Genomic DNA, 21667 nt, shown 5'->3' with positions numbered 1-21667 from the left:
CGGCTGAGGGAGGTCGGGTCTTATAATCGTCATCAAATCGAGGAACAAACCTAATGACGACCGCACAGGATATTCTTAAACAAATCAAAGACAACGACGTAAAATTTGTCGATCTCAGGTTCACCGACCCCAAGGGCAAGCTGCAGCATGTCACCATGGACATCGTCTGTGTCGATGAAGACATGTTCGCCGATGGCGTCATGTTCGACGGCTCCTCCATCGCAGGCTGGAAGGCGATCAACGAATCCGACATGGTGCTGATGCCGGACGTGGAAACGGTGCATATGGACCCGTTCTTTGCCCAGTCGACCATGGTCATTCTCTGCGATATTCTCGATCCGGTTTCCGGTGAAGCCTATAACCGCGATCCGCGCGGCACGGCCAAGAAGGCGGAAGCCTATCTCAAGGCGTCGGGTATCGGCGACACGGCATTTTTTGGCCCGGAAGCCGAATTCTTCATTTTCGATGACGTGAAATACAAGGCCGATCCTTACAATACCGGCTTCAAGCTTGATTCCACCGAATTGCCGTCGAACGATGATACCGACTATGAAACCGGCAATCTCGGCCACCGTCCGCGCGTCAAGGGCGGCTATTTCCCGGTTCCGCCGATCGACAACTGCCAGGACATGCGCTCGGAAATGCTGACCGTGCTTTCTGAAATGGGTGTTGTCGTCGAAAAGCATCACCATGAAGTGGCTGCGGCCCAGCATGAGCTTGGTATCAAGTTCGACACGCTGGTGCGCAATGCCGACAAGATGCAGATCTACAAATATGTCGTGCATCAGGTTGCCAATGCCTATGGCAAGACCGCAACCTTCATGCCGAAGCCGATCTTTGGCGACAATGGCTCGGGCATGCATGTGCATCAGTCGATCTGGAAGGATGGCAAGCCAACCTTCGCCGGTGACGAATATGCCGGCCTGTCGGAAAGCTGCCTCTATTACATCGGCGGTATCATCAAGCATGCCAAGGCACTGAATGCCTTCACCAACCCCTCGACCAATTCCTACAAGCGTCTGGTGCCTGGCTATGAAGCTCCGGTTCTGCTGGCCTATTCCGCCCGCAACCGTTCTGCTTCCTGCCGCATTCCGTTCGGCTCCAATCCGAAGGCAAAGCGCGTCGAAGTCCGCTTCCCTGACCCGACCGCCAACCCCTATCTCGGGTTTGCCGCCATGCTGATGGCTGGTCTCGATGGTATCAAGAACAAGATCCATCCCGGCAAGGCCATGGACAAGGATCTCTACGATCTGCCGCCGAAGGAATTGAAGAAGATCCCGACGGTCTGCGCTAGCTTGCGCGAAGCGCTGGAAAGCCTCGACAAGGATCGCAAGTTCCTGACAGCGGGCGGCGTCTTCGACGACGACCAGATCGACGCCTTCATCGACATCAAGATGCAGGAAGTCATGCGTTACGACATGACACCTCATCCGGTGGAATACGACATGTACTACTCGGTCTGATCCGATCGACACCAAAGCCGGCAGCAACCCTGCCGGCTTTTTTATTGCAGTATCATTGGTATTTTTTGCAATTGCACATCTCGTTAAACCGGGCGGCCATGCCTCAGCCGTTTTGTGACAAAACCATGTCGAGGCCCTTGATGTTCGTTGTCCCGTTTCCCAAATATTTGACGAAAGGAAACAAAGCCATGAAACAACGCAACGCAAAGTTTGGAATCGGTGACATTGTTCGTCACAAGGTATTTCCGTTTCGCGGCGTCGTTTTCGACGTCGATCCGGAATTTGCCAATACGGAAGAATGGTGGAATGCGATCCCCGCAGAATTGCGGCCCAGTAAGGATCAGCCCTTCTATCACCTGCTGGCTGAAAATGCCGAGACGGAATACGTCGCCTATGTCTCCGAACAAAATCTGGAGACAGATGAAAGCGGCGAACCGCTACGCAATCCGCATATCAACCAGATCTTCGTGGAAGAGCAGGCCGGTCATTACAAGCCGAGGATGAATTTGGCTCACTGAGCGGCTGGCATTATCTCCTATAAAAAAAGCCCCGGTTTAACGACCGGGGCTTTTTTTCAATGAAGGATAAGGAATAACCGATTATTTGGTTTCCTTGGCAGCCTTCTGGGCGTCTTCCAGGGCCTTCTGCGATTCTTCGTTCTTCTTCTGCATGGCTTCTTCCAGCAGACGCTGGCGCTCCTGCGCCTGGGACTGGGTGATAGCCGGGCCATCGTAGGAGCCGGTAAAGCCATCCAGCGAAATCTTGATCGGGTTTGGAACGCGGCGGAAGTTCATCGAGGTGAACACCACGTCATGGCCCTTCTTCAGGCTGGCAATCATCGCGTCCGTCAGCGGAATTTCAGCTGTGCAACGGTCCGGGAAGCAGACGGCGTAATCGATCTTCTGGCCCTTGCCGCCATCGATCTGCAGAACGACGCCCGGCGGGATCAGCCGTGCGGACGGCACGGAAACCTGCATCAGCTTGCGGTTCATCTTGCCTTCGATGGAGATGATCGCCACGGCGATAATCATCTGGCGGTTCTGCGCGACCTGAATGTTCTGCACCGTGCAGATATCGTTGTCTTCCTGCTTGGCGCAGGTCTTGAACCAACCCTGCGGCGGCAAGCCGGCATCGCCAGCGGGCTGCTGCTGGGCAAAGGATGCGCCAGCAAAGCCAGTGGAGAGAACGAGAGCGGAGAGTGCCGCACGCGCGGTTTTGGCTGCTGTAAACGTCATAACGAGATCCGTCTCCTGAAAACTTTTGTCGAACCGAAGTTCTCACCCGATTAGATCGGCCTATTCGTTCATCCCCTGGGTTTTAAATGAGGCAAATAGATGACCCGATGTGTGTGGTGATCCTGTTACAGCGCATCGCTGCGAATATCCAGTGCTTCTTTGGTGTTTGCGAAAGATGCGTCCAATTTATGGAACGATTGAGCGCGCGCGCCATTTGTTTTACTGGACAATTTCACCCATTCACTTACATGGCGCTTCCATAGCAGGAATTGTGCCATAGCGGTTGGCTTTCCGGCAGTTCGTGATAATTTGCCGCGAAATTAAAAATACTGATCTCGAGAGGAAATGGTTTGCGGCGTCTTTTGTCGACCCTGCTGGTCCTGCCGTTCTGCGGCTTGTTTGCCGCATCGGATACCTTGGCCGAGCCCGTCAATGCCATATCCATGTATGGCAAACCCGCCCTGCCCGCCGATTACAAGCACTTGCCTTACGTCAACCCTGACGTAAAGAAGGGCGGTCGGATTTCCTACGGCGTGGTCGGCACGTTCGACAGCTTCAACCCCTTTGTCATCAAGGGCATGCGCACAACGGCGCGGGGCATCTGGGACCCGGAATACGGCAACCTGTTTTACGAGACGCTGATGACGCGCTCGGCCAGCGAGCCCTACACGCTCTACGGTCTTCTGGCGCAAAGCGTCGAGTGGGACGATGCCCGCAGCTTCATCCAGTTCAACCTCAACCCCAAGGCCCGCTGGCACGATGGCCAGCCGGTGACGCCGGATGACGTGATTTTTACGCTCCAGATCCTCCAGCAAAAAGGCCGTTCGCCTTTCGACAAGCGGTTGAACGGCGTTGCCAAGATGGAAAGGGTCGGCGAACATAGCGTTCGCTTCACCTTCAACGACAAGGCCGATCGGGAAATTCCGCTGCTTCTGGCCTATGCAACGCCAATCCTGCCGAAACATGCCATCGATCCGGATCTTTTCGAACAATCCTCGCTGAATGTGCCTATTGGCTCCGGCCCCTATAAGATCAAGGATATCCGCCCCGGCGAGCGAATTACCTATCAGCGCGATCCGAATTATTGGGGCAAGGATCTTCCCTCGAAAGTGGGATTCGATAATTACGACGAAGTCAGCATCACTTATTTCTTGCAGGACAGCACGTTGTTCGAAGCCTTCAAGAAGGGTGAGATCGATCTTTACCCTGATGGTGATTCGGCCCATTGGCTGCGGGCCTATAATTTCCCCGCAGCCGTGAATGGCGATGTCGTGCGCGAAACCTTTACCCCGCAAAAGCCGACGGGCATGCTGGGCTTCGTGTTCAACACCCGCCGCCCGATCTTTGCTGACGTGAAGGTGCGTGAGGCGCTGACGCTCGCCTTCGACTTCGAGTGGGTCAACAAGAACATCTATGGCAATGCGTTCAAGCGAATCCAGAGCTACTGGCAGAATTCTCCGCTCGGCGCCTTTGGCCATGCCGCCGACGACCGCGAACTGGCAATTCTCGGCAATGCACGCAACACGATTGCCCCGGAAATCCTGGCGGGTACCTATACATTGCCGATTTCCGATGGTTCAGGCGCCGACCGTAATATTCTGCGCCAAGCCGTCGCGCTGCTCAGCCAGGCTGGCTATTCGATCAATGATGGTAAAATGGTCGATGCCCAGGGCAAGCCACTGTCCTTCGAGGTGATGACCCAGAATGCCGGCCAGGAGAAAATGGCGCTTGCCTATCAGCGCACCTTGCGGCTGATCGGCATCGGCATGACCATCCGGACGGTGGATGACGCGCAATATCAGGCGCGCTCCAACAGCTTCGATTATGACATGGTCGTCATGGCCTATCCTTCGACGCTGGCTCCCGGTATCGAACAATTCAACCGCTGGGGCTCCGTTGCCCGGGATCGGCAGAGCAGTTTCAATTATGCCGGTGTGGCCAATCCGGATATCGACCGGGTGTTGAACACCATGGTCAATGCCAGAAGCCTCGAGGACTACCAGGCCAGTGTACGGGCCTTGGATCGCCTGCTGGTGGCGGGACATTACGTGGTGCCACTCTATTATAATGGCGAGCAATGGCTGGCGCGCTGGAAGCGAATCGCACGGCCTGACCAGGTGCCTATGCTGGGCTATCAGCTCCCCACGTGGTGGGACGCCAGGGCGCAATGAATTCAACCACCGTGCGCTGATTGCGCTCGGATCTGCGGCGTGTCATCGCTGCCGCATACCGATGGAGACCCTTTCATGCAACGCATTACCATCGATCTCGTGTCCGATGTCGTCTGCCCATGGTGCTATCTCGGCAAGGCCCGGCTGGATCTGGCCATTGCCGAGGTGCAGGACACGGTCAGTATCGACGTCAACTGGCGCCCCTACCGGCTCAATCCGGACTATCCGCCCGAAGGCGTCGACCAGCAGGCCGAGCTTGCCAAAAAGTTTGGCGGCCAGGAAAACCTGGAGCGCGGCCATCAGCAATTGGCTGAGCTTGGCCGCGAGGTCGGTATCGCCTTCAATTTCGAGGCCATTAAGATCGGCCCCAATACGCTGGATGCGCATCGACTGATCCATTGGGCCGGACTGGAGAGCCGTGAGGCGCAGAGCGCTGTGGTTTCAGGCTTGTTCAAAGCGTTTTTTGAGGATGGTCGTAATGTTGGCGACCACGCCGTCCTGCTGGATATTACCCAGGAGGCAGGGCTGAACCGCAAGGTGATGCAGGCCCTGCTGGCAGGCGATGCCGATAAGGACATGGTGATCGATGAAATCGACGCCGCCCAGAAAATGGGGGTCAATGGTGTGCCTTTCTTCATCATCGACCAGAAATATGCCGTGAGTGGCGCCCAGCCGACTGACGTTCTGGCCAATGCCCTGCGCGACATCGCCGCTGAAAAGGCAGTCGAACAGTCGAAACTGAATTGACGCAACGCAATATCGGCCATACTCACGAGAGGCCCCCTGCCGGTGGAAAACGGATGACGGATTTCCCCGGCCAAACTCCAGGACGACCCGCTCGTGACCTCCGATACGACACCTCGCGGCCTTGCGCTCGCTTTTGCGGCCTTTGCGGCCTTCGCCATCAGTGATGCATCGGTCAAACTTGTGGATGGCCGAATCAGTCCGTTCGAATCAGCCTTCTTCGGATCGCTGTTCGGTCTGGCTGCCCTGCCCTTTCTGCTGAAGCGCGGCGATGCGCTGACGGATGTGTTCAGGACCTCCAACCTGAAGCTCTGGCTGCTGCGCTTCTTCGCGTCAGGCACTAGCGCCATTGGTGCTGTGACCGCCTTCACCCATCTGTCGATGGCCGAGGCCTTCTGTCTGATTTTTCTTTTGCCCTGCTTCGTCACCATCATGTCGGTGGTGTTCCTCAAGGAACAGGTCGGCATCCGCCGCTGGAGCGCTGTTATCCTCGGGTTTATCGGCGTGCTGGTGGTGTTGCGTCCCGGTTTCCGGGAATTATCGATCGGCCATCTCGGCGCCGTCATCGGCGGGTTGGGCGGGGCGATTTCCATCGTCGTCTACCGCGCCATCGGCCCGCGTGAAAAATCCACGTCGCTCTACGGCGCGGGCGCCTTCGGCACCATCATCATTTCTGGCATCGCCATGCTGCCCGCCTTCTCCTGGCCGCAGGGAACGGACTGGCTGCTGCTGCTCAGCTACGGCCTGTTTGCGGCGCTGGCCACTGTGCTGATGATGCTGGCGACCCGCTTTGCTCCGGCCGCCGTGCTGGGGCCAGCACAATATAGCCAGATGCTCTGGGCCATTCTGTTTGGCTACCTGATCTTCGGCGACCATATCGACATGCCCATGCTGGTCGGCATCACCCTGATTATCGGCTCCGGCCTGATTACCCTGATGCGGGAAAGAACCAAGGGCGTCCCCCTCCCACCCGCCGTCGCCTCCGGCCCGCAGGCCAGTCTGGCGGTGGAGGACGAGTAATGCCGCGTTCCTCTCGTTCTACCGCTTTTATCATGGCCACGACGGTATTGTGTCTGGCTTTCATTTCTTGCAGTCCGTCACTGGCAAACGACCGTCAAACGGCGATGATCAAGACGACTCAGGGCGACATCGCAATAGATGCATTCGAGAGGCGCGCACCTCAGAAGCGCCCAGCCGTCATCATCCTGAGCGGCAGCAAGGGCTTCCGATCGGCAGCCTATGACGATCTGGCTCAAAGCCTCGATAAGGCGGGGCTTGATGCCTATCTCGTCCATGCTGTTTCAACTGAGGATTTGACCGCCATTGGCCACGCGAAGGGTGCGGCAGGCCGTATCCAATATTACACAAGCCACATGGCCCGATGGAGCGCTGCTGTCCGCGACGTTCTGCTGTTTCTCAAGAGACAATCTCCAGAGGATCGGAAAATCGGTGTCCTCGGGATTTCGCTGGGCGCGCAAATTGCCGTTACGACAACAGTAAACCGACAGGAAGCCAATGCCTTGGTGCTCGTGGACGGCGGTTTTCCCGCTGGTTATTCTCAATCCGTTCGCACGGTTCCTCCCCTCCTGATCGTTTGGGGTAGCGAAGACCGCGTGTTTCCTGTCTCAATGGCAAAGGCATTATCAGAACAGGCCAAATCCCTGGGAACAGAGGCTGAACTCTCGATATTTGATGGCGGAAGCCATGACTTTTTTCTGAAACCAGAAACGCCTCTCGCGAAACAAGCCCACGAACGGGCAGCCCGATTCCTTGCCGAGCAATTAAAGTAGAGTTTGCCGGTTCAAACTGAACCTGACAGACCTCGTATCAGGCCACTTGCCAAACTCGTTCGTTCATGGATTGCTGACTGAAGGCTTTTTCAGGAGGGTTCCATGACATTTCAAATCTGGCTTGCATTTGTTGCTACTGCCGCCGTCGTGCTTGCTATTCCAGGTCCGACGATTGTGCTGGTAATTTCCTATGCGCTCGGACACGGGCGCTCAGTGGCCAAGGCAACGGTGGCGGGGGTGGCTCTGGGTGATTTTACCGCCATGACCGCCTCCATGCTGGGGCTCGGTGCGCTTCTCGCCACCTCGGCGATGATCTTCACGCTGCTGAAATATATCGGCGCGGCCTATCTGATCTATCTCGGCATCAAGCTTTGGCGGGCGCCGGTGATGGTAAGCCAGGAAGTTTCGGATGAAAATCCACCGACCGCAGAACAGCCGCTGAAAATCTTCCTGCATACCTATGTGGTGACGGCGCTGAACCCGAAAAGCATTTTGTTCTTCGTGGCCTTCCTGCCGCAGTTCTTGAACACTGCCGAGCCGCTGGCCTTGCAGATGGTGATTTTCGAAGCGACTTTCCTGGTGCTCGCCACACTGAACGCCGCCACCTATGCCACCATGGCGTCGATGGCGCGCAAATCGATCCGCAAGCCCAATGTGCAGCGCTGGGTCAACAGAACCGGTGGTTCGCTGATGATCGGTGCGGGCCTGGTTGCCGCCGGTTGGCGCAAGGCTGCCGCCTGACGTCAGCGGTGGCCTGGAGGCGGTCGATAGGACCGCCTCTACTCTCACTTCACCTTGGCCAGTTCCGCCAATTGCGCCATGATGGTCGCCGCACCCGCCAGCCGCTTTTCCGGCGTCGGCAGGTCTCGGGTCAGGAAGACGCTGTGGTCGGGACGGATCTTGGCCATGCTGCCCTGTTTGGCGATGAAGCCGACCAAAGCTGCCGGGTTGGGGAAGAGCTTGTTGCGGAACTGGACCACCACGCCCTTCGGTCCGGCTTCCAGCTTTTCGACATTGGCCTTGCGGCACAGTGCTTTGACGTAAACGACCTTCAACAGGTTCTGCACTTCGGCGGGCAGTGGTCCGAACCGGTCGATCAACTCGGCACCGAAGCCGTCGATATCGTTCAATTCGGTCAATTCGCCCAGGCGGCGATACAGACCAAGACGCAGATGCAGGTCCGGCACATAGTCGTCGGGGATCATGACCGAGGTGCCGACCTGGATTTGCGGCGACCAGCCGCTATCGACCACCTCGTCCTCGCCCTTCACCTCGGCCACGGCCTCCTCCAGCATTTGCTGGTAAAGCTCGAAGCCGACTTCCTTGATATGGCCGGATTGTTCCTCGCCCAGCAGATTGCCAGCGCCGCGAATATCAAGATCGTGGCTGGCAAGCTGGAAGCCAGCGCCCAGCGTATCCAGCGATTGCAGCACTTTCAGCCGCCGCTCGGCGCTCGTCGTCAGAACCTTGTTGACCGGCAAGGTCAGCAGCGCGAAGGCCCGCACCTTGGAGCGGCCGACCCGGCCCCGGATCTGGTAAAGCTGGGCCAGGCCGAACATGTCGGCGCGATGCACGATGAGCGTATTGGCGGTCGGCACATCCAGACCGGATTCGACGATGGTGGTGGAAAGCAGAACATCGTAGCGGCCTTCATAAAAGGCGTTCATGATGTCTTCCAACTCGCCCGCCGCCATCTGGCCATGGGCAATCGCCACTTTCAATTCCGGCACATCCGAATCCAGAAACGCCTTGATGTCGGCAAGGTCCGCCAGACGCGGGCAGACATAGAAGCTCTGGCCGCCGCGATAATGTTCGCGCATCAGCGTTTCGCGAATCACCAGCGGATCGAAGGGCGAAATAAAGGTGCGTACCGCCATACGGTCCACTGGCGGCGTGGTGATCAGCGACAATTCTCGCACCCCGGTCATCGCCAGCTGCAAGGTGCGCGGAATGGGCGTCGCCGATAGCGTCAGCACATGCACGTCGCTCTTCAGCTCTTTCAGCCGTTCCTTGTGCTTGACGCCGAAATGCTGCTCTTCATCGATCACCAGCAGGCCAAGATTGGCAAATTTAATGCCAGAACCCAGGAGAGCATGGGTGCCGACGACAATATCCGTCTTGCCCTCGGCCACTTCCTTCTTGACCAGGTTCAGTTCCTTGGTGCCCACCAGCCGCGAGGCTTGCTGGATACGAACAGGCAGATCGCGAAACCGCTCGGAAAACGTCTTGAAATGCTGGCGAGCCAGCAGCGTGGTCGGCACCACGACCGCCACCTGAATACCGTTCATCGCCGCCACAAAGGCGGCACGCAGCGCCACCTCAGTTTTGCCGAAGCCGACATCGCCGCAGATAAGCCGGTCCATCGGACGTCCGGCCGCCAGATCACCGCGCACCGCCTCGATGGCGTTCATCTGGTCCTCGGTTTCGTCATAGGGGAAACGGGCCGCGAACTCGTCGTAAAAACCTTCGGTCGTGGCAAGCACCGGCGCAGACCGCATCATCCGCTCGGCGGCGATGCGGATTAGCCCGCCTGCCATATCCAGCAGGCGTTTCTTCAGCTTGGCTTTACGCATCTGCCAGGCGCCGCCGCCCAGTTTGTCCAATTGCGCTTCGCTGCCTTCCGAGCCGTAGCGCGACAGAAGCTCGATATTTTCGACCGGCAGGAACAGTTTGGCCTCGTCGGCATATTGCAGTTCCAGACAAGCATGCTGGCTGCCCGCCGCCTGGATGGTGCGCAATCCGATAAACCGGCCAATGCCATGCTCGGCATGGACGACGATCGAGCCCTCATCCAGCCCGGCCACTTCGGAGATAAAATCAGCAGCCCGCTTGCGACGCTTGGAACGGCGCACCATGCGGTCGCCGAGAATATCCTGCTCGCCGACCACCACGAGTTCGTTAGCCTCGAACCCGCCCTCAAGCGCCAGAACGGCGGTTGCCGCCTCACCCTTGCCAAGCTGATCGAGATCCTTCAGGGCAGTAACAGGCTTTAGCCGTTCCAGCCCGTGCTCGTTCAGCACCTGCAGCAGCCGGTCGAGCGAACCTTCCGACCAACCTGATATCAGCACCTTGGAGCCGGAAGCCCGCTTGTCGGCAATATATTTTACGGCCTGGGTAAAGACATTGACCCGTTGCGCCTCGCCATCAGCCTTGGTCTCGCTGCTCTCCTGCGCGGCAAGTTTAGCCCAGCGCGGGCCGGGACGGGCCGAGAGTTCGACAATCTTGCGGCCTTCGCTATCCGGCTCGGCAAACGGCGTCAGGCGGATCGGATTGAGCGCTTCAAGCTTCTTGGCAAATTCCGCCGCCCCCAGATAGAGATATTCCGGCGGTATTGGCTTGTAAGGCGTTCCCTGCGCCAGATGGCCCTTGCCGGGTGTCGCGCTGTTCAACCGCGCCTCATAATAGTCGCGGATCAGCTTGCCGCGTTCCTCGGCGGATTCGCGCACCGTATGGTCGAGCACCACGCGGAAATCGGTGAGATAATCGAACACCGTTTCCAGCTTTTCATGAAACAGCGGCATCCAGTGTTCCATGCCCGCATAACGGCGGCCTTCGGACACGGCGGTGTAAAGCGCATCGTCGCGGGTGGCCGCGCCAAACAGCGACAGGTAATTCTTGCGAAACCGGCTGATGCTTTCCGGCGTCAGCGTCACTTCGCTCATCGGGTTAAGGTCCAGCGAGCGGACCTGACCGATGGTGCGCTGGCTGGCCGGATCGAAACTGCGGATGCTTTCCAGCGTATCGCCAAAGAAATCCAGCCGCACCGGCTCTTCAGAGCCCGGCACGAAGACATCCAGAATGCCGCCACGCACCGCATATTCGCCAACTTCGCGCACGGTATCGACGCGCTCAAAACCATTGCGCGACAAGCGGGCGGCAATGTCGTCCATCTTCACCTGATTGCCAGGGCGGGCCGAAAAGGACAGGCTCTCAATAACGTCAGCCGGTGCCAGTTTTTGCAACATGGCATTGGCAGTGACGAGAACGATGGCCGCATGCGGCTTTCGGGCATGGGCAATCAGTCCCGACAGCGCCGAGAGCCTGCGGGCGGAAATATCGGCGCTGGGCGATACCCGGTCATAGGGCAGGCAATCCCAGGCAGGCAGGGTCAAGACTGGAATTTCCGGCGCGCAGAAGCTTAGCATCTGCTCGATATCGTTCATCCGGCTGGAATCCGACAGAAGGTAAGCGACAGGCCTGCCCTGCCGCGCCAGTTCCGCCACCAGAAAAGCGTCCATGCCATCAGGCACAGGCGAAAGGGTGACAGCGGACGCCGCCGCTGCCGTCTTCTTTGCATCAAAGAGAGAAATCATTTTTCGGTCACAGCACTCGCATCAGGCCTGGACGACAATGCAATGGCCGAACCATCGACAGGCGAAAAATCAGGGCGGGTGGCGGCAATGCGGTCAAACAATGGGATCTGTATATGGGCGGGCACAGGGGCAGCACCATTGATCCAGCTGATCAGGTCATTGTCTTCTTCCGCCATGATCAGCTCGAGATCATCCAGCTCGGCATCGCTGAGCGCGCTGATCTCGGCTTCGGCAAACTGACCGAGCATCAGGTCCATCTCCCTGATACCCCGATGCCAACAGCGAAACAGAATACGCCTGCGGCGGGGATCGAGATCGGCGCTGCTGCGAACCAGACCAGTCATGTCGTTTACCTTCCTGTTGATACGCAAACGAGGTGTTTTCGCATCGAATTTAGTCGAGAACCGAATGCCATCATTGATGACGGAGCAGGCGGTTCCCCTCACCCCACCTCCGCTGCGGCTCTTGCTTTCTTCTCCCCATTGGGGAGAAGGTGCTGGCAGGCGGATGAGGGGGCGGCGAAGCCGAGACCCAACGCCTTTCCAACCGCATCGGATATCCCTGAAAACCGGTTCCCACTTTTCAGACCGATGCTTTTCTCTTCGCATCGGATATCCCAGAAAACCGGTTCCCACTTTTCGGTCCGATGCTGTATACCCGCTCACAATTGCCTTGTCAGCCTTGCAATGCGCCTCATCACACGGCATTTTGCCGCCATCATGCGTCCATCCCTGCTCGATCCCCTGTTCGCCTCCGTTTCCACCCTGCCGGGCGTTGGTCCGAAGCTGGCGCAATTGCTGGCGAGCCTGCTGGGCCGGGAAGATGCAGAGGATGCCCGCGTCGTCGATCTGCTGTTCTTAAGCCCGCATCGGCTGATCGACCGGCGCAACCAGCCCGGAATTGCCCGCGCGCCGCAAGGCGCCATCGTCACGGTAACAGGCCGGGTAGACCGCCACACGCCGCCTCCACGTGAAAACCGCAACGCGCCCTACCGGGTTTTCCTGCATGATGAGACCGGTGAATTAGCGCTGACCTTCTTCCGCGCCAAGGGCAATTGGCTGGAAAAAGCCTTGCCGGTCGATGAAATCATCACGGTTTCGGGAAAAATCGACTGGTTCAATGGCCGCCCCTCGATGGTCCATCCCGATTTCATGGTCAAGGCCAGCGAGGCCGCAGCCATGCCGCTGGTCGAGCCGGTCTATCCGCTAACAGCGGGCCTTTCGCCGAAAGTGCTGAAAAAAGCGGTAAACCACGCGGTAGAACGCCTGCCGGATTTTGCCGAATGGATCGATCCGGCGCTGGTGACGAAACAGGGTTTCGACGCTGTCAAACCAAGTTTCGAGCGATTGCACAGCCCGCGCGACGAAAAGGATGTCGACCCGCAGGCCCCGGCCCGGCGCAGGCTGGCCTATGATGAATTTCTGGCGGGCCAGGTCTCGCTGGCACTGGTACGTCAACGTTTGCGCAAGGTGGCGGGAACACCGGTTCGCGCCACGGGCGAAATGAGCGGAAAAATCCTTGCCGCCCTGCCCTTTACCCCCACCAATAGCCAGAAGGATGCAGTCGCCGATATCTTGAAAGATATGGAAAGCGACAGCCGCATGTTGCGCCTTGTGCAGGGCGATGTCGGTGCGGGTAAAACGCTGGTGGCGCTGCTGGCCATGGCGGCTGTGGTGGAAAACGGCGGCCAGGCCGTGCTGATGGCCCCAACCGAAATTCTGGCACGCCAACATCACGCGACGCTGTCGAAAATGGCGGCGGCTGCCGGAATTGCTTTGAATGTGCTGACCGGACGCACCAAGGGCCGCGAGCGCGAAGCGGTGCTGGAGCGGATCGCCTCCGGCGCCGCACAAATCGTCATCGGCACCCATGCGCTGTTCCAGGATTCGGTCAATTATCACAATCTCATGCTGGCCGTGGTTGATGAGCAGCATCGCTTCGGTGTGCACCAGCGCCTGCGGCTGACGGCCAAGGGCGTTTCCCCGCATATGCTTGTCATGACCGCCACGCCCATTCCGCGCACGCTGGTTCTGGCCGCCTTCGGCGACATGGATGTCTCCAAGCTCACCGAAAAACCGGCAGGCCGCAAGCCGATCCAGACCGTGACTGTGCCGGTGGAGCGAATCGGCGATATCGTTGACCGGCTCCAGGCCGCGATTGCGTCCGGCAAGAAAGCCTATTGGATCTGCCCACTGGTGGAAGAGACCGAGGAATTGGAGCTGATGTCAGTCGAGGAGCGCTTCGAGGTGCTGAAGATGTGCCTCAAGGCACCAATCGGCCTCGTGCATGGCCGCATGAAGGGTGAGGAAAAAGACGCCGCCATGCTGGCTTTCAAGAGCGGAGAAACCCGGCTGCTGGTGGCAACCACGGTGGTGGAAGTCGGCGTCGACGTGCCGGACGCGACGATTATGGTGATCGAACACGCCGAACGCTTTGGCCTTGCGCAATTGCACCAGTTGCGCGGTCGGGTCGGGCGCGGCGCGGAAGCTTCCTCTTGCATACTCCTTTATAAAGGCCCGCTGGGCGAAACCGGCAAGGCGCGGCTGTCAATCCTGCGCGACAGCGAGGACGGCTTCCTGATTGCCGAGGAAGACCTGAAACTGCGCGGCGAAGGTGAGTTGCTCGGCACCCGCCAATCCGGTACGCCCGGCTTTCGCATAGCCAGCTTGGAACACCATGCCGACCTCCTGGAAATCGCCCGCAAGGATGCCGCCTATCTGCTGGAACGCGACCCCGACCTGACCTCGGCACGCGGCGAAGCTGTGCGTACGCTGCTTTACCTGCACCGGCGCGATGAGGCTGTCCGGTTCTTGCGGGCTGGATGAGGAATGACAGGGTAGACAAACAGGTTTGAGGCACTGCTCATCCGTAGGATTTCGCTTGCTTTTCACCCGCCAATCGCGGCTAGCTGTCATTCTCAACACGGAGGAAACGACAATGGCTAAAGGTCAGGTACGCGGCAACAAGGAAACGCGAAAGCCGAAGAAGGACAAGACAGTTGATAAAGTCGTAGCGCCCACGCTCGGCTCACAGGTCAAGAACAGCGAATCCTCGACAAAAAAGAAGTAAGTGCGGCTGGCCTGCCAAAGCAAGGCCGGACAAACACCAGTTCTTCGCAATTTCTAAATCACGTTCACCCACATTGGCCAGCCGCCGCGACTTCCGTTTGCGGCGACTGGTTCGCCACAAGTGGCAATCGCGAAGAATTTTGCTCACCGCGTTTCAATTGATACGTAAAAAACGGCATTGACTCTTCCCGAAAAAAGAACATAAGAAGAACAAATGAGAGAGGGTCGTAACATGTCTGACGCTGAAAAAATTATTGTCGTGCAGTTTAAAAAGAACCGCGCCGGCATTGTGCCGGGTGATATGCGCCAAGCATCAAGCGTGGCTTCAGCAGAGAAAATTGCTGGTGCGATGGCCACTCGCTACATTGGCGTTGCCGCATACGCGGTCACAATCGATGAGGAAAATGGCAGCATGACGAACCCACGCTTGCTGGTATCGCACGGACAGATCTCGGACTTGATGCCAGACTGATCAAGCAGCGCATCAAACCAAATTTTCCAAACATCGGGATATCATTTGTGCTTTTGAGGACGCGACACTTGGGCATTCCAAAAATCCACATCTCAAAAACGCGCTATATGTTGGGCGGTATGCCAAACTCAAAGCATCAATATATTTCAAACAATTATGAGGAAATACTGGAGGATTGGCGACCCCTGCAGGACTCGAACCTGCGACAACCTGCTTAGAAGGCAGGTGCTCTATCCAGCTGAGCTAAGGGGCCGGGGTTGGCCCGTATGATGGGCCAGGGGCAGCAGAGCAGTTGGGATTAATGCGTCCAGGGCTGGAGGCGGCTGAAGCGGAAATTGTCTGTGTATGAAACCGACTGGCGGCGCGGTTCCTTTGGCGGGATGACGCGGTAATCGATGCCATTGCGCTGGGCATAGGCCTCGGCCAATTCCTGGGTTTCAAACGTCAGCTTGACCTGCTGGAGCATATCGCCAGAGCTGGTATAGCCCATCATCGGGTCGATTGTCCGTGGTTCGGATGCATCGAACTCCAGAACCCAAAGATGGGTCTTGGCTTTTCCGGATTGCATGGCTGTTTTTGCAGGACGGTAGATCTTAGCGGACATAATTCCGATTCCTCATGAAAACGAAGAGACTATATCTCTTCCCTTCCTCGCCGTCATCTTCCAGCGAAAGGATTCGCCGGAAGAATGGTCGGAGTGGAGAGATTCGAACTCCCGACCCTCTGGTCCCAAACCAGATGCGCTACCAGACTGCGCTACACTCCGTGACCGCCGAATGATGGGGAGATACACGGTTCACTCTTTAATCGCAACAGGAAAAACTCAAAAAAAACCGTCTTTTCCATGATTTTGTTCGCAGCGTTATGAAGGGGGTGCAATACCCTGCACAACCATGCTGCCAGGAACGATCCCAAGCGCCTGTGCCCGTCCGCCATTCAGCTCAATCACATAGCGTACGGGACCAGGCGAAGGTATCAAATCTTCAGAATAGGGTTTTGTGCGCGCTGCAACACCGGTCACCACGCCTTTTTCATCGATAAACAGCATATCCAGCGGCAAAGGCGTGTTTTTCATCCACATCACCACATTGCGGCTATCGCCAAAATCGAAAACCATGCCGTCATTCGGGCCAAGTTTGGTGCGGCCCATCAGGCCCTGCTCCCGTTGTGCAACGGAGATCGCGTATTCCATCTTGAGACGAATCTGCTGACCGGCCAGTGTCTGAATGACGGCTGGCCCTTTGAGAAATTGCTCAGCCAGGGCCGGAGATAGTGTGAGTGCAATATAGAAAAAAAGCGCCCAAAAGGCGCTTCTAGAAAAAACCAGCATTCCCGTCACTCACAATACGGGACAATCAATGCGCCATGACATGCGGCGCAGGGTTATCCGGGTGAATTTCTGCCGCCATCAGGCCTTTGTCGCCATTGCCGAAGCGCACCAGTACTGTCTGTCCGGGCCGCAATTCTGTCAAGCCAAATCGACGCAGCGTTTCCATGTGAACGAAAATGTCCTCGGTGCCCTCGCCTCGCGTCAGGAAGCCGAAGCCTTTGGTGCGATTGAACCACTTGACCAGAACCCGCTCCAACCCGCTCGATGGCGTCACCTGAACATGGGTCCGCACAGGCGGCATTTGTGAAGGGTGTGTTGCCGTCGATTGATCCATCGACAGAACTCGGAAGGCCTGATAGCCCCGGTCGCGCTTATGGATTAGGGCGACGATCCGCGTTCCTTCCAGGATCGTCTGGTACCCGTCCCGGCGCAGGCAGGTCACATGAAGCAAGACGTCCTGCATGCCATTATCCGGTACGATAAAGCCAAAACCCTTGGCAACGTCGAACCATTTCACCACGCCGGTGATTTCGACAAGATCCAGGGGCTCTTCCGAGAGCCCGCTGAATTCCACGAATTCTTTCGCTGAAATTCTATCCGCCATCTCTAAACCGCCCCTCGACACGCCAAACATGGATAACGCTTACTGATTCCCGAAGGCTAGATTAACATTTTGTTAATACTGTTGCGCAAGCCCTAGTTTCAGTTATTCGCATCTGCTTTTTCGCGCCTGGAGCTTGTTCGAAACTGACGAGTGCAGATTTCCCGCTTCACCCTTTGTCTATTCAGTCAATTTTCTTCAGACCGGTCATTTTCTCTCATGATGTCATTTTTTTCAGGCACGGTCATGACAATGCTTGAAGCCGTCGCCCACAGGCGACATATGCGGCATGCAACAGGGAGAATTTCAAAATGCGCTATCTTCACACAATGGTCAGGGTCAAGGATGTCGATGCCTCCCTGAAATTCTATTGCGAATTGTTCGGCATGAGCGAAGTTCGCCGAATCGACAATGAAAAGGGCCGTTTCACGCTGATCTTCCTCGCCGCCGACGAAGACAAGGCCAAGGCTAGCCAGGATATGGCCCCCTGCCTCGAGCTGACTTATAATTGGGATGCTGAAGACTATGCCGGTGGGCGCAATTTCGGCCATCTTGCCTATGAAGTGGATGACATCTACGCCATTTGCCAGAAGCTGATGGATAATGGCGTGACGATCAACCGCCCACCCCGCGATGGCCATATGGCTTTTGTGCGCTCTCCAGACGGTATTTCCATCGAAATCCTTCAGAAAAACGGCGCATTGGCACCGTCAGAGCCTTGGCTCTCCATGCCCAATACCGGCGCCTGGTAGCCTTACCCATCGAACGTCTTCGCGTGTGACATATTCATTTAAGATGCCGCCGTTTCGCGGCGGCATCATGCCTGACGCAAGCTCATTGTGTCACGGTCGCTCCAACCATAGACAGTGCCCACCATCGATAGGTCCGGGCGGTCTCGTCAAGGAGAGCGACATGATGTCCCCAAACCGTCTGTTCGGCCAAAGCCCGTGGACTGCCAATCCTAGTCTTTCGAAGGGTGCTAATGGCAAGCCAGCGTCAAGAAGCCCAGCGTCTACAAGCATTGCCGCCGTTTTCTCCCTTGCCCTGCTGGCGGGCTGCGCCACCACGAAAACCCCACCTCCCATCGTGGAACAAGGCGCGATTGGCGACGCGGATGTCGTGGAAACGACTGCGCAACCAGCCAGTGTGTCGCCGCAGCCCAATAAGGGTGGCTTATACCGCGACCCCCTCGTCAATACTGGCCATCGTAAGCCAGGAACGGTGTCTGGTGCTGCCGGAGCCGATGGCAGCGCCAATCTCTCCTCCGGGCCCTCAGCCGAACAGGTTGTGGCGATGAACCAGTCCAGACCGGAGGCGACGGCATCGCCAAACTCATCCGGGCTTTATTCCGCGTCCCATCCATCAGATGACGGCGCTGCATCGGCCAATAGCCCAGCCAATAGCATTGTGCCGCCGAACATGCCTGTTCGTCCGTTCCAGGCCACGGTTAACAGCGTTTACAGCGTGCAAAAGCCGCTGGAACAGTCACAAACACAACCTCAGATGCAGGCCAATCAACCGATAGAGCCTGTGGTCGCCCCTACCCCGGCCCCTGAAGTTGTTAAACAACGCCCGGCCTCAAAAGCGGAAATTCTCGCAGGTCTCGCACCAGATCCGAAGAAGGTTCGTACGGCGCCAAAGGCGCAACAGACAACGATGCCACAACAACAGATGTCACCGGTACCAGCGCAGTTGCAGACGAGCCTGCCGACCGCAGCACCTGGCATGGCCAATTCAGCTGGCGTGACAGAGATGGAAAAAATCGAGGGCGCGCCTGGGGCTCAGGGCATGACGAAGGACAGTTTCATCAAGAAATTCCTCGCCAAAATACGCAAATGACGGGCTGACTGGCTCGTTTTTCGGGCTGTCATTTTTCCGTAAAATTTTGGATTTCAGTGCTTGCCAGCCTCCAAACACGTGATTATAAGGGCGCCACAGCACGCGCCCTTCGTCTATCGGTTAGGACGTCAGATTTTCATTCTGAAAAGAGGGGTTCGACTCCCCTAGGGCGTGCCACTGCTTCACTCTCCAACATATTTGCAAAATAACGATCGTTTCAACGACAACGATTGAAATGTGCTGATTCGACCACCGCACATTACGGTACCCGTTCAAAGTAAGGCTGCCCTGCATTCGCGGTTCTCCACAGGCTGAGGAAAAATCGGCGGTAAAGCTGAAAAATTCGCTTGCAGCTCCAGTCGGTTCGCACTAAGAGAGCCGCACGCAACACGCGCCCTTCGTCTATCGGTTAGGACGTCAGATTTTCATTCTGAAAAGAGGGGTTCGACTCCCCTAGGGCGTGCCACTGCGTTTCCCCGGAAAACTTGTTTCTACATCCTGCTTATTGAAGCGGAAAAGCCTGTGCTGACCTAAGGTCAGCCAGTTGATAGATCGCATGAAAAAAATCACTGAGCCTACGGAAAAAGCTCATTTTTTCGCTTGCCATGAATCATCCGTCTGCCTATAAGCAGCCCCACAGCACGCGCCCTTCGTCTATCGGTTAGGACGTCAGATTTTCATTCTGAAAAGAGGGGTTCGACTCCCCTAGGGCGTGCCACTGAACCATCCCCATATTGATGTTTATACCGTTGCCAAGCCCAGAGTGCCCTTTGTATTCTCAGGCTCATCGAAGTGCTGTGCCGTGGCGTTTTTCGCCGCGCTTAAAACGCCGGTGCAGCATCTAGAATACGGATTTGTATACGGCGTGTGCCTTGCCAGAGTTCGGCGCCAAGACAGCCGGCGACATGCACGGCGTCGCCTCGGCGGCCAAGCAGGAGATCACCGAGCGGCGTTTCCTTGGCACGAAATGCAATGCCGTCGATTCGGCTGCCATCCGGCGCTTCCAGCGTGACCTTGACGTGGCTGGTGCCAATCAGCCGAGAATCGCGAATGCGGTGGGCCGGGATGGCGAAGATCGGTTGGGAATGGCCGGAGCCATAGGGGCCAGCTGTTTCCAGGAGGTCGATCAACGCAAGCGTCGCACCGGATGCGCCAACCGCACCGTCGATCTTCAAGGCCCTGACGGCGGAAAGCGCCATGACCTTTTCCTGCGCCTGTTCATCAAAAAACGCCCGCACCTTGCCGAGATTGCCGCGATCCACCGTCAGCCCTGCGGCCATGGCGTGGCCGCCGCCCTTGACCAGCAGGCCATTGTCCACCGCCGCACGCACCATCTTGCCCATGTCAAAACCGGCGATGGACCGGCCGGAGCCAGTCCCTTTGCCCGATCCGTCGAAGGCAATGGCAAAGGCAGGCCGCTGGAACCGCTCTTTCAGCCGGGCTGCCAGCAGTCCGACGATGCCAGGATGCCAGCCTTCCCGTGCGGTGAGGATCACGGCGGCGCGCTCGCCGGTACCATATTCGGCCATGGCCTCGGCTTCCGCCTCGGCCAGCATCTGCGCTTCCATCGCCTGACGTTGACGGTTCAGATCATCCAATTGAGCGGCAATTTCTTCGGCCTCGGCAGCATCGTCCAGCGTCAGCAACCGGCTGCCAAGCGCCGCATCGCCGATCCGGCCACCGGCATTGATTCGTGGTCCAACCAGAAAACCAAAATGATAGGGTGTTACCGGGCCGCCAATCCCGGCGATCTTCAGAAGGGATGCGAGACCGGCATTCTGCTGATGGCGGGCGGCAATAAGGCCCTTCACCACATAGGCGCGGTTCAGCCCCTTCAGCGGCACGACATCGCAGACCGTCGCCAGCGCCACCAGATCCAGCCAGGCCAGCAGATCGAGCGAGCGCGCAGCACCGTGACCAGCTTCACGCAGCTTGCGCAACGTGCCGACCAACACCATGAACACCACGCCCGCCGCGCAGAGATGGCCCTGCCCTGACAGATCGTCGCTCCTGTTAGGATTGACCAATGCCAGACAGGCGGGCAAATCCTGGCCCATCTGGTGATGGTCGATCACCACCACATCCACGCCTCGGCGTCTTGCCTCCTCCAGGGCATCGTGGCTTGTCGAGCCGCAATCCACCGTGACGATCAATTGCGCGCCGCGCTCGATCAACTGACCGATGGCAGCGGCATTCGGGCCATAGCCTTCGAAAATCCGGTCGGGGATATAGATTTCGGCTTCAATGCCAAAATGCGCGAGAAACCGCCACAAAAGCGCCGACGAGGCAGCACCATCGACATCATAATCGCCAAAAATCGCCACGCGTTCAGAGCGCATGATTGCCGCCACCAGCCGGTCCGCGGCTTTATCGCCATCGGTCAGGCTGGAAGGGTCGGGCATCAGGTCGCGAATGGTCGGATCGAGAAAGGCTTGCGCATCGGCAACCGGCACGCCCCGCCCGGCCAGAACCCGCGCCACCAGATCGGGAATGCCATGCACCTGGGCAATCGCCAGCGATCTGTTCAACCCGGCCTGATCCAGGCGAGACACCCAGCGCTGACCGCTGACCGAGGTCTCGACATTCAAAAAGGCGCGTTCGATCGGGTCGGCGGGTTCAAGCATAGAGGAAGCAACTCGGT

General features: G+C 57.6%; 20 protein-coding genes and 5 tRNA genes. 15 read left to right on the top strand and 10 right to left on the bottom strand.

Annotation, left to right across the window (positions count from 1 at the left end):
• The first annotated feature begins 53 nt into the window (after positions 1 to 53).
• Complete coding sequence (gene glnA / locus V6582_RS19190; RefSeq protein ID WP_349508901.1) at positions 54 to 1463, top strand: type I glutamate--ammonia ligase; 1410 nt, start codon at positions 54 to 56, stop codon at positions 1461 to 1463.
• Positions 1464 to 1651: 188 nt separating this feature from the next.
• Positions 1652 to 1981 carry a heat shock protein HspQ gene (gene hspQ, locus V6582_RS19185; RefSeq protein ID WP_041697996.1) on the top strand — a complete coding sequence of 110 codons (330 nt, stop codon included), beginning with the start codon at positions 1652 to 1654 and terminating at the stop codon, positions 1979 to 1981.
• A gap of 81 nt (positions 1982 to 2062) precedes the next feature.
• Here the strand turns inward: hspQ and V6582_RS19180 are convergent, their stop codons facing one another.
• Positions 2063 to 2698, bottom strand: coding sequence for an invasion associated locus B family protein (locus V6582_RS19180; RefSeq protein WP_060717821.1), 636 nt, complete (start codon positions 2696 to 2698; stop codon positions 2063 to 2065).
• 125 nt (positions 2699 to 2823) lie between these two features.
• The gene (locus V6582_RS19175) at positions 2824 to 2976 is read right to left on the bottom strand and encodes a hypothetical protein (protein ID WP_156630687.1); all 153 of its coding nucleotides are present in this window, start codon (positions 2974 to 2976) and stop codon (positions 2824 to 2826) included.
• Positions 2977 to 3048: 72 nt separating this feature from the next.
• On the opposite strand from V6582_RS19175, the gene V6582_RS19170 reads away from it, so the two are divergent.
• The 5 genes from V6582_RS19170 to V6582_RS19150 all read left to right on the top strand — a co-directional run bounded on the left by V6582_RS19170 (position 3049) and on the right by V6582_RS19150 (position 8144).
• Positions 3049 to 4869, top strand: a complete 1821-nt coding sequence (locus V6582_RS19170) for an extracellular solute-binding protein (protein ID WP_420360162.1) — start codon at positions 3049 to 3051, stop codon at positions 4867 to 4869.
• A 75-nt stretch (positions 4870 to 4944) separates the two neighbouring features.
• Entirely contained in the window at positions 4945 to 5616 is a 672-nt protein-coding gene (locus V6582_RS19165) for a DsbA family oxidoreductase (protein WP_156630685.1), read from the top strand.
• Positions 5617 to 5709: 93 nt separating this feature from the next.
• Positions 5710 to 6633: a DMT family transporter gene (locus tag V6582_RS19160; protein WP_070164769.1), complete on the top strand. Its 924-nt coding sequence runs from the start codon at positions 5710 to 5712 to the stop codon at positions 6631 to 6633.
• Positions 6634 to 6665: 32 nt separating this feature from the next.
• Complete coding sequence (locus V6582_RS19155) at positions 6666 to 7403, top strand: alpha/beta hydrolase (RefSeq protein ID WP_349508900.1); 738 nt, start codon at positions 6666 to 6668, stop codon at positions 7401 to 7403.
• Positions 7404 to 7505: 102 nt separating this feature from the next.
• Complete coding sequence (locus V6582_RS19150; RefSeq protein ID WP_156630683.1) at positions 7506 to 8144, top strand: LysE family translocator; 639 nt, start codon at positions 7506 to 7508, stop codon at positions 8142 to 8144.
• Positions 8145 to 8188: 44 nt separating this feature from the next.
• Here V6582_RS19150 and mfd read toward each other — a convergent pair whose 3' ends face one another.
• On the bottom strand, positions 8189 to 11716 hold the full coding sequence (gene mfd, locus V6582_RS19145) for a transcription-repair coupling factor (protein WP_156630682.1): 3528 nt from the start codon (positions 11714 to 11716) through the stop codon (positions 8189 to 8191).
• Complete coding sequence (locus tag V6582_RS19140) at positions 11713 to 12060, bottom strand: succinate dehydrogenase assembly factor 2 (RefSeq protein WP_071206262.1); 348 nt, start codon at positions 12058 to 12060, stop codon at positions 11713 to 11715. Before V6582_RS19140 ends, mfd begins: the two co-directional genes overlap by 4 nt.
• Positions 12061 to 12435: 375 nt before the next feature.
• On the opposite strand from V6582_RS19140, the gene recG reads away from it, so the two are divergent.
• The 3 genes from recG to V6582_RS19125 all read left to right on the top strand — a co-directional run bounded on the left by recG (position 12436) and on the right by V6582_RS19125 (position 15256).
• Positions 12436 to 14541 (top strand): ATP-dependent DNA helicase RecG, encoded by a 2106-nt coding sequence (gene recG, locus V6582_RS19135; protein WP_349508962.1) that lies wholly within the window; start codon positions 12436 to 12438, stop codon positions 14539 to 14541.
• A 112-nt stretch (positions 14542 to 14653) separates the two neighbouring features.
• Positions 14654 to 14785, top strand: coding sequence for a hypothetical protein (locus V6582_RS19130; RefSeq protein ID WP_267967302.1), 132 nt, complete (start codon positions 14654 to 14656; stop codon positions 14783 to 14785).
• Between the two features lie 231 nt (positions 14786 to 15016).
• Positions 15017 to 15256, top strand: coding sequence for a hypothetical protein (locus V6582_RS19125; protein WP_156630681.1), 240 nt, complete (start codon positions 15017 to 15019; stop codon positions 15254 to 15256).
• Between the two features lie 176 nt (positions 15257 to 15432).
• Here the strand turns inward: V6582_RS19125 and V6582_RS19120 are convergent.
• The 5 genes from V6582_RS19120 to V6582_RS19100 all read right to left on the bottom strand — a co-directional run bounded on the left by V6582_RS19120 (position 15433) and on the right by V6582_RS19100 (position 17190).
• A tRNA-Arg gene (locus tag V6582_RS19120) sits at positions 15433 to 15509 on the bottom strand.
• A gap of 45 nt (positions 15510 to 15554) precedes the next feature.
• On the bottom strand, positions 15555 to 15860 hold the full coding sequence (locus tag V6582_RS19115) for an ETC complex I subunit (RefSeq protein ID WP_156630680.1): 306 nt from the start codon (positions 15858 to 15860) through the stop codon (positions 15555 to 15557).
• An 85-nt stretch (positions 15861 to 15945) separates the two neighbouring features.
• Positions 15946 to 16022: transfer RNA gene (locus tag V6582_RS19110), tRNA-Pro, on the bottom strand.
• Positions 16023 to 16118: 96 nt separating this feature from the next.
• Positions 16119 to 16586 (bottom strand): DUF192 domain-containing protein, encoded by a 468-nt coding sequence (locus V6582_RS19105; protein ID WP_156630758.1) that lies wholly within the window; start codon positions 16584 to 16586, stop codon positions 16119 to 16121.
• 25 nt (positions 16587 to 16611) lie between these two features.
• Complete coding sequence (locus V6582_RS19100) at positions 16612 to 17190, bottom strand: cold-shock protein (RefSeq protein ID WP_015916056.1); 579 nt, start codon at positions 17188 to 17190, stop codon at positions 16612 to 16614.
• A 308-nt stretch (positions 17191 to 17498) separates the two neighbouring features.
• Here V6582_RS19100 and gloA point away from each other — a divergent pair, with 308 nt between their 5' ends.
• The 5 genes from gloA to V6582_RS19075 all read left to right on the top strand — a co-directional run bounded on the left by gloA (position 17499) and on the right by V6582_RS19075 (position 19744).
• The gene (gene gloA / locus V6582_RS19095; RefSeq protein WP_156630679.1) at positions 17499 to 17939 is read left to right on the top strand and encodes a lactoylglutathione lyase; all 441 of its coding nucleotides are present in this window, start codon (positions 17499 to 17501) and stop codon (positions 17937 to 17939) included.
• A gap of 160 nt (positions 17940 to 18099) precedes the next feature.
• Entirely contained in the window at positions 18100 to 19026 is a 927-nt protein-coding gene (locus V6582_RS19090) for a hypothetical protein (protein WP_156630678.1), read from the top strand.
• A 102-nt stretch (positions 19027 to 19128) separates the two neighbouring features.
• Positions 19129 to 19203, top strand: a tRNA-Glu gene (locus tag V6582_RS19085).
• Positions 19204 to 19417: 214 nt separating this feature from the next.
• Positions 19418 to 19492 (top strand) — tRNA-Glu (locus V6582_RS19080).
• Between the two features lie 177 nt (positions 19493 to 19669).
• Positions 19670 to 19744 (top strand) — tRNA-Glu (locus V6582_RS19075).
• 103 nt (positions 19745 to 19847) lie between these two features.
• Here the strand turns inward: V6582_RS19075 and recJ are convergent.
• Complete coding sequence (recJ, locus tag V6582_RS19070) at positions 19848 to 21650, bottom strand: single-stranded-DNA-specific exonuclease RecJ (protein WP_156630677.1); 1803 nt, start codon at positions 21648 to 21650, stop codon at positions 19848 to 19850.
• Positions 21651 to 21667 lie beyond the last annotated feature (17 nt).

Origin of the sequence: Agrobacterium vitis, from assembly GCF_037039395.1 — a bacterium.
GTDB classification, from domain to species: domain Bacteria; phylum Pseudomonadota; class Alphaproteobacteria; order Rhizobiales; family Rhizobiaceae; genus Allorhizobium; species Allorhizobium vitis_E.
Note: the sequence above shows the minus strand (reverse complement) of the source record. Positions and strands in the feature narration are given on the sequence as shown.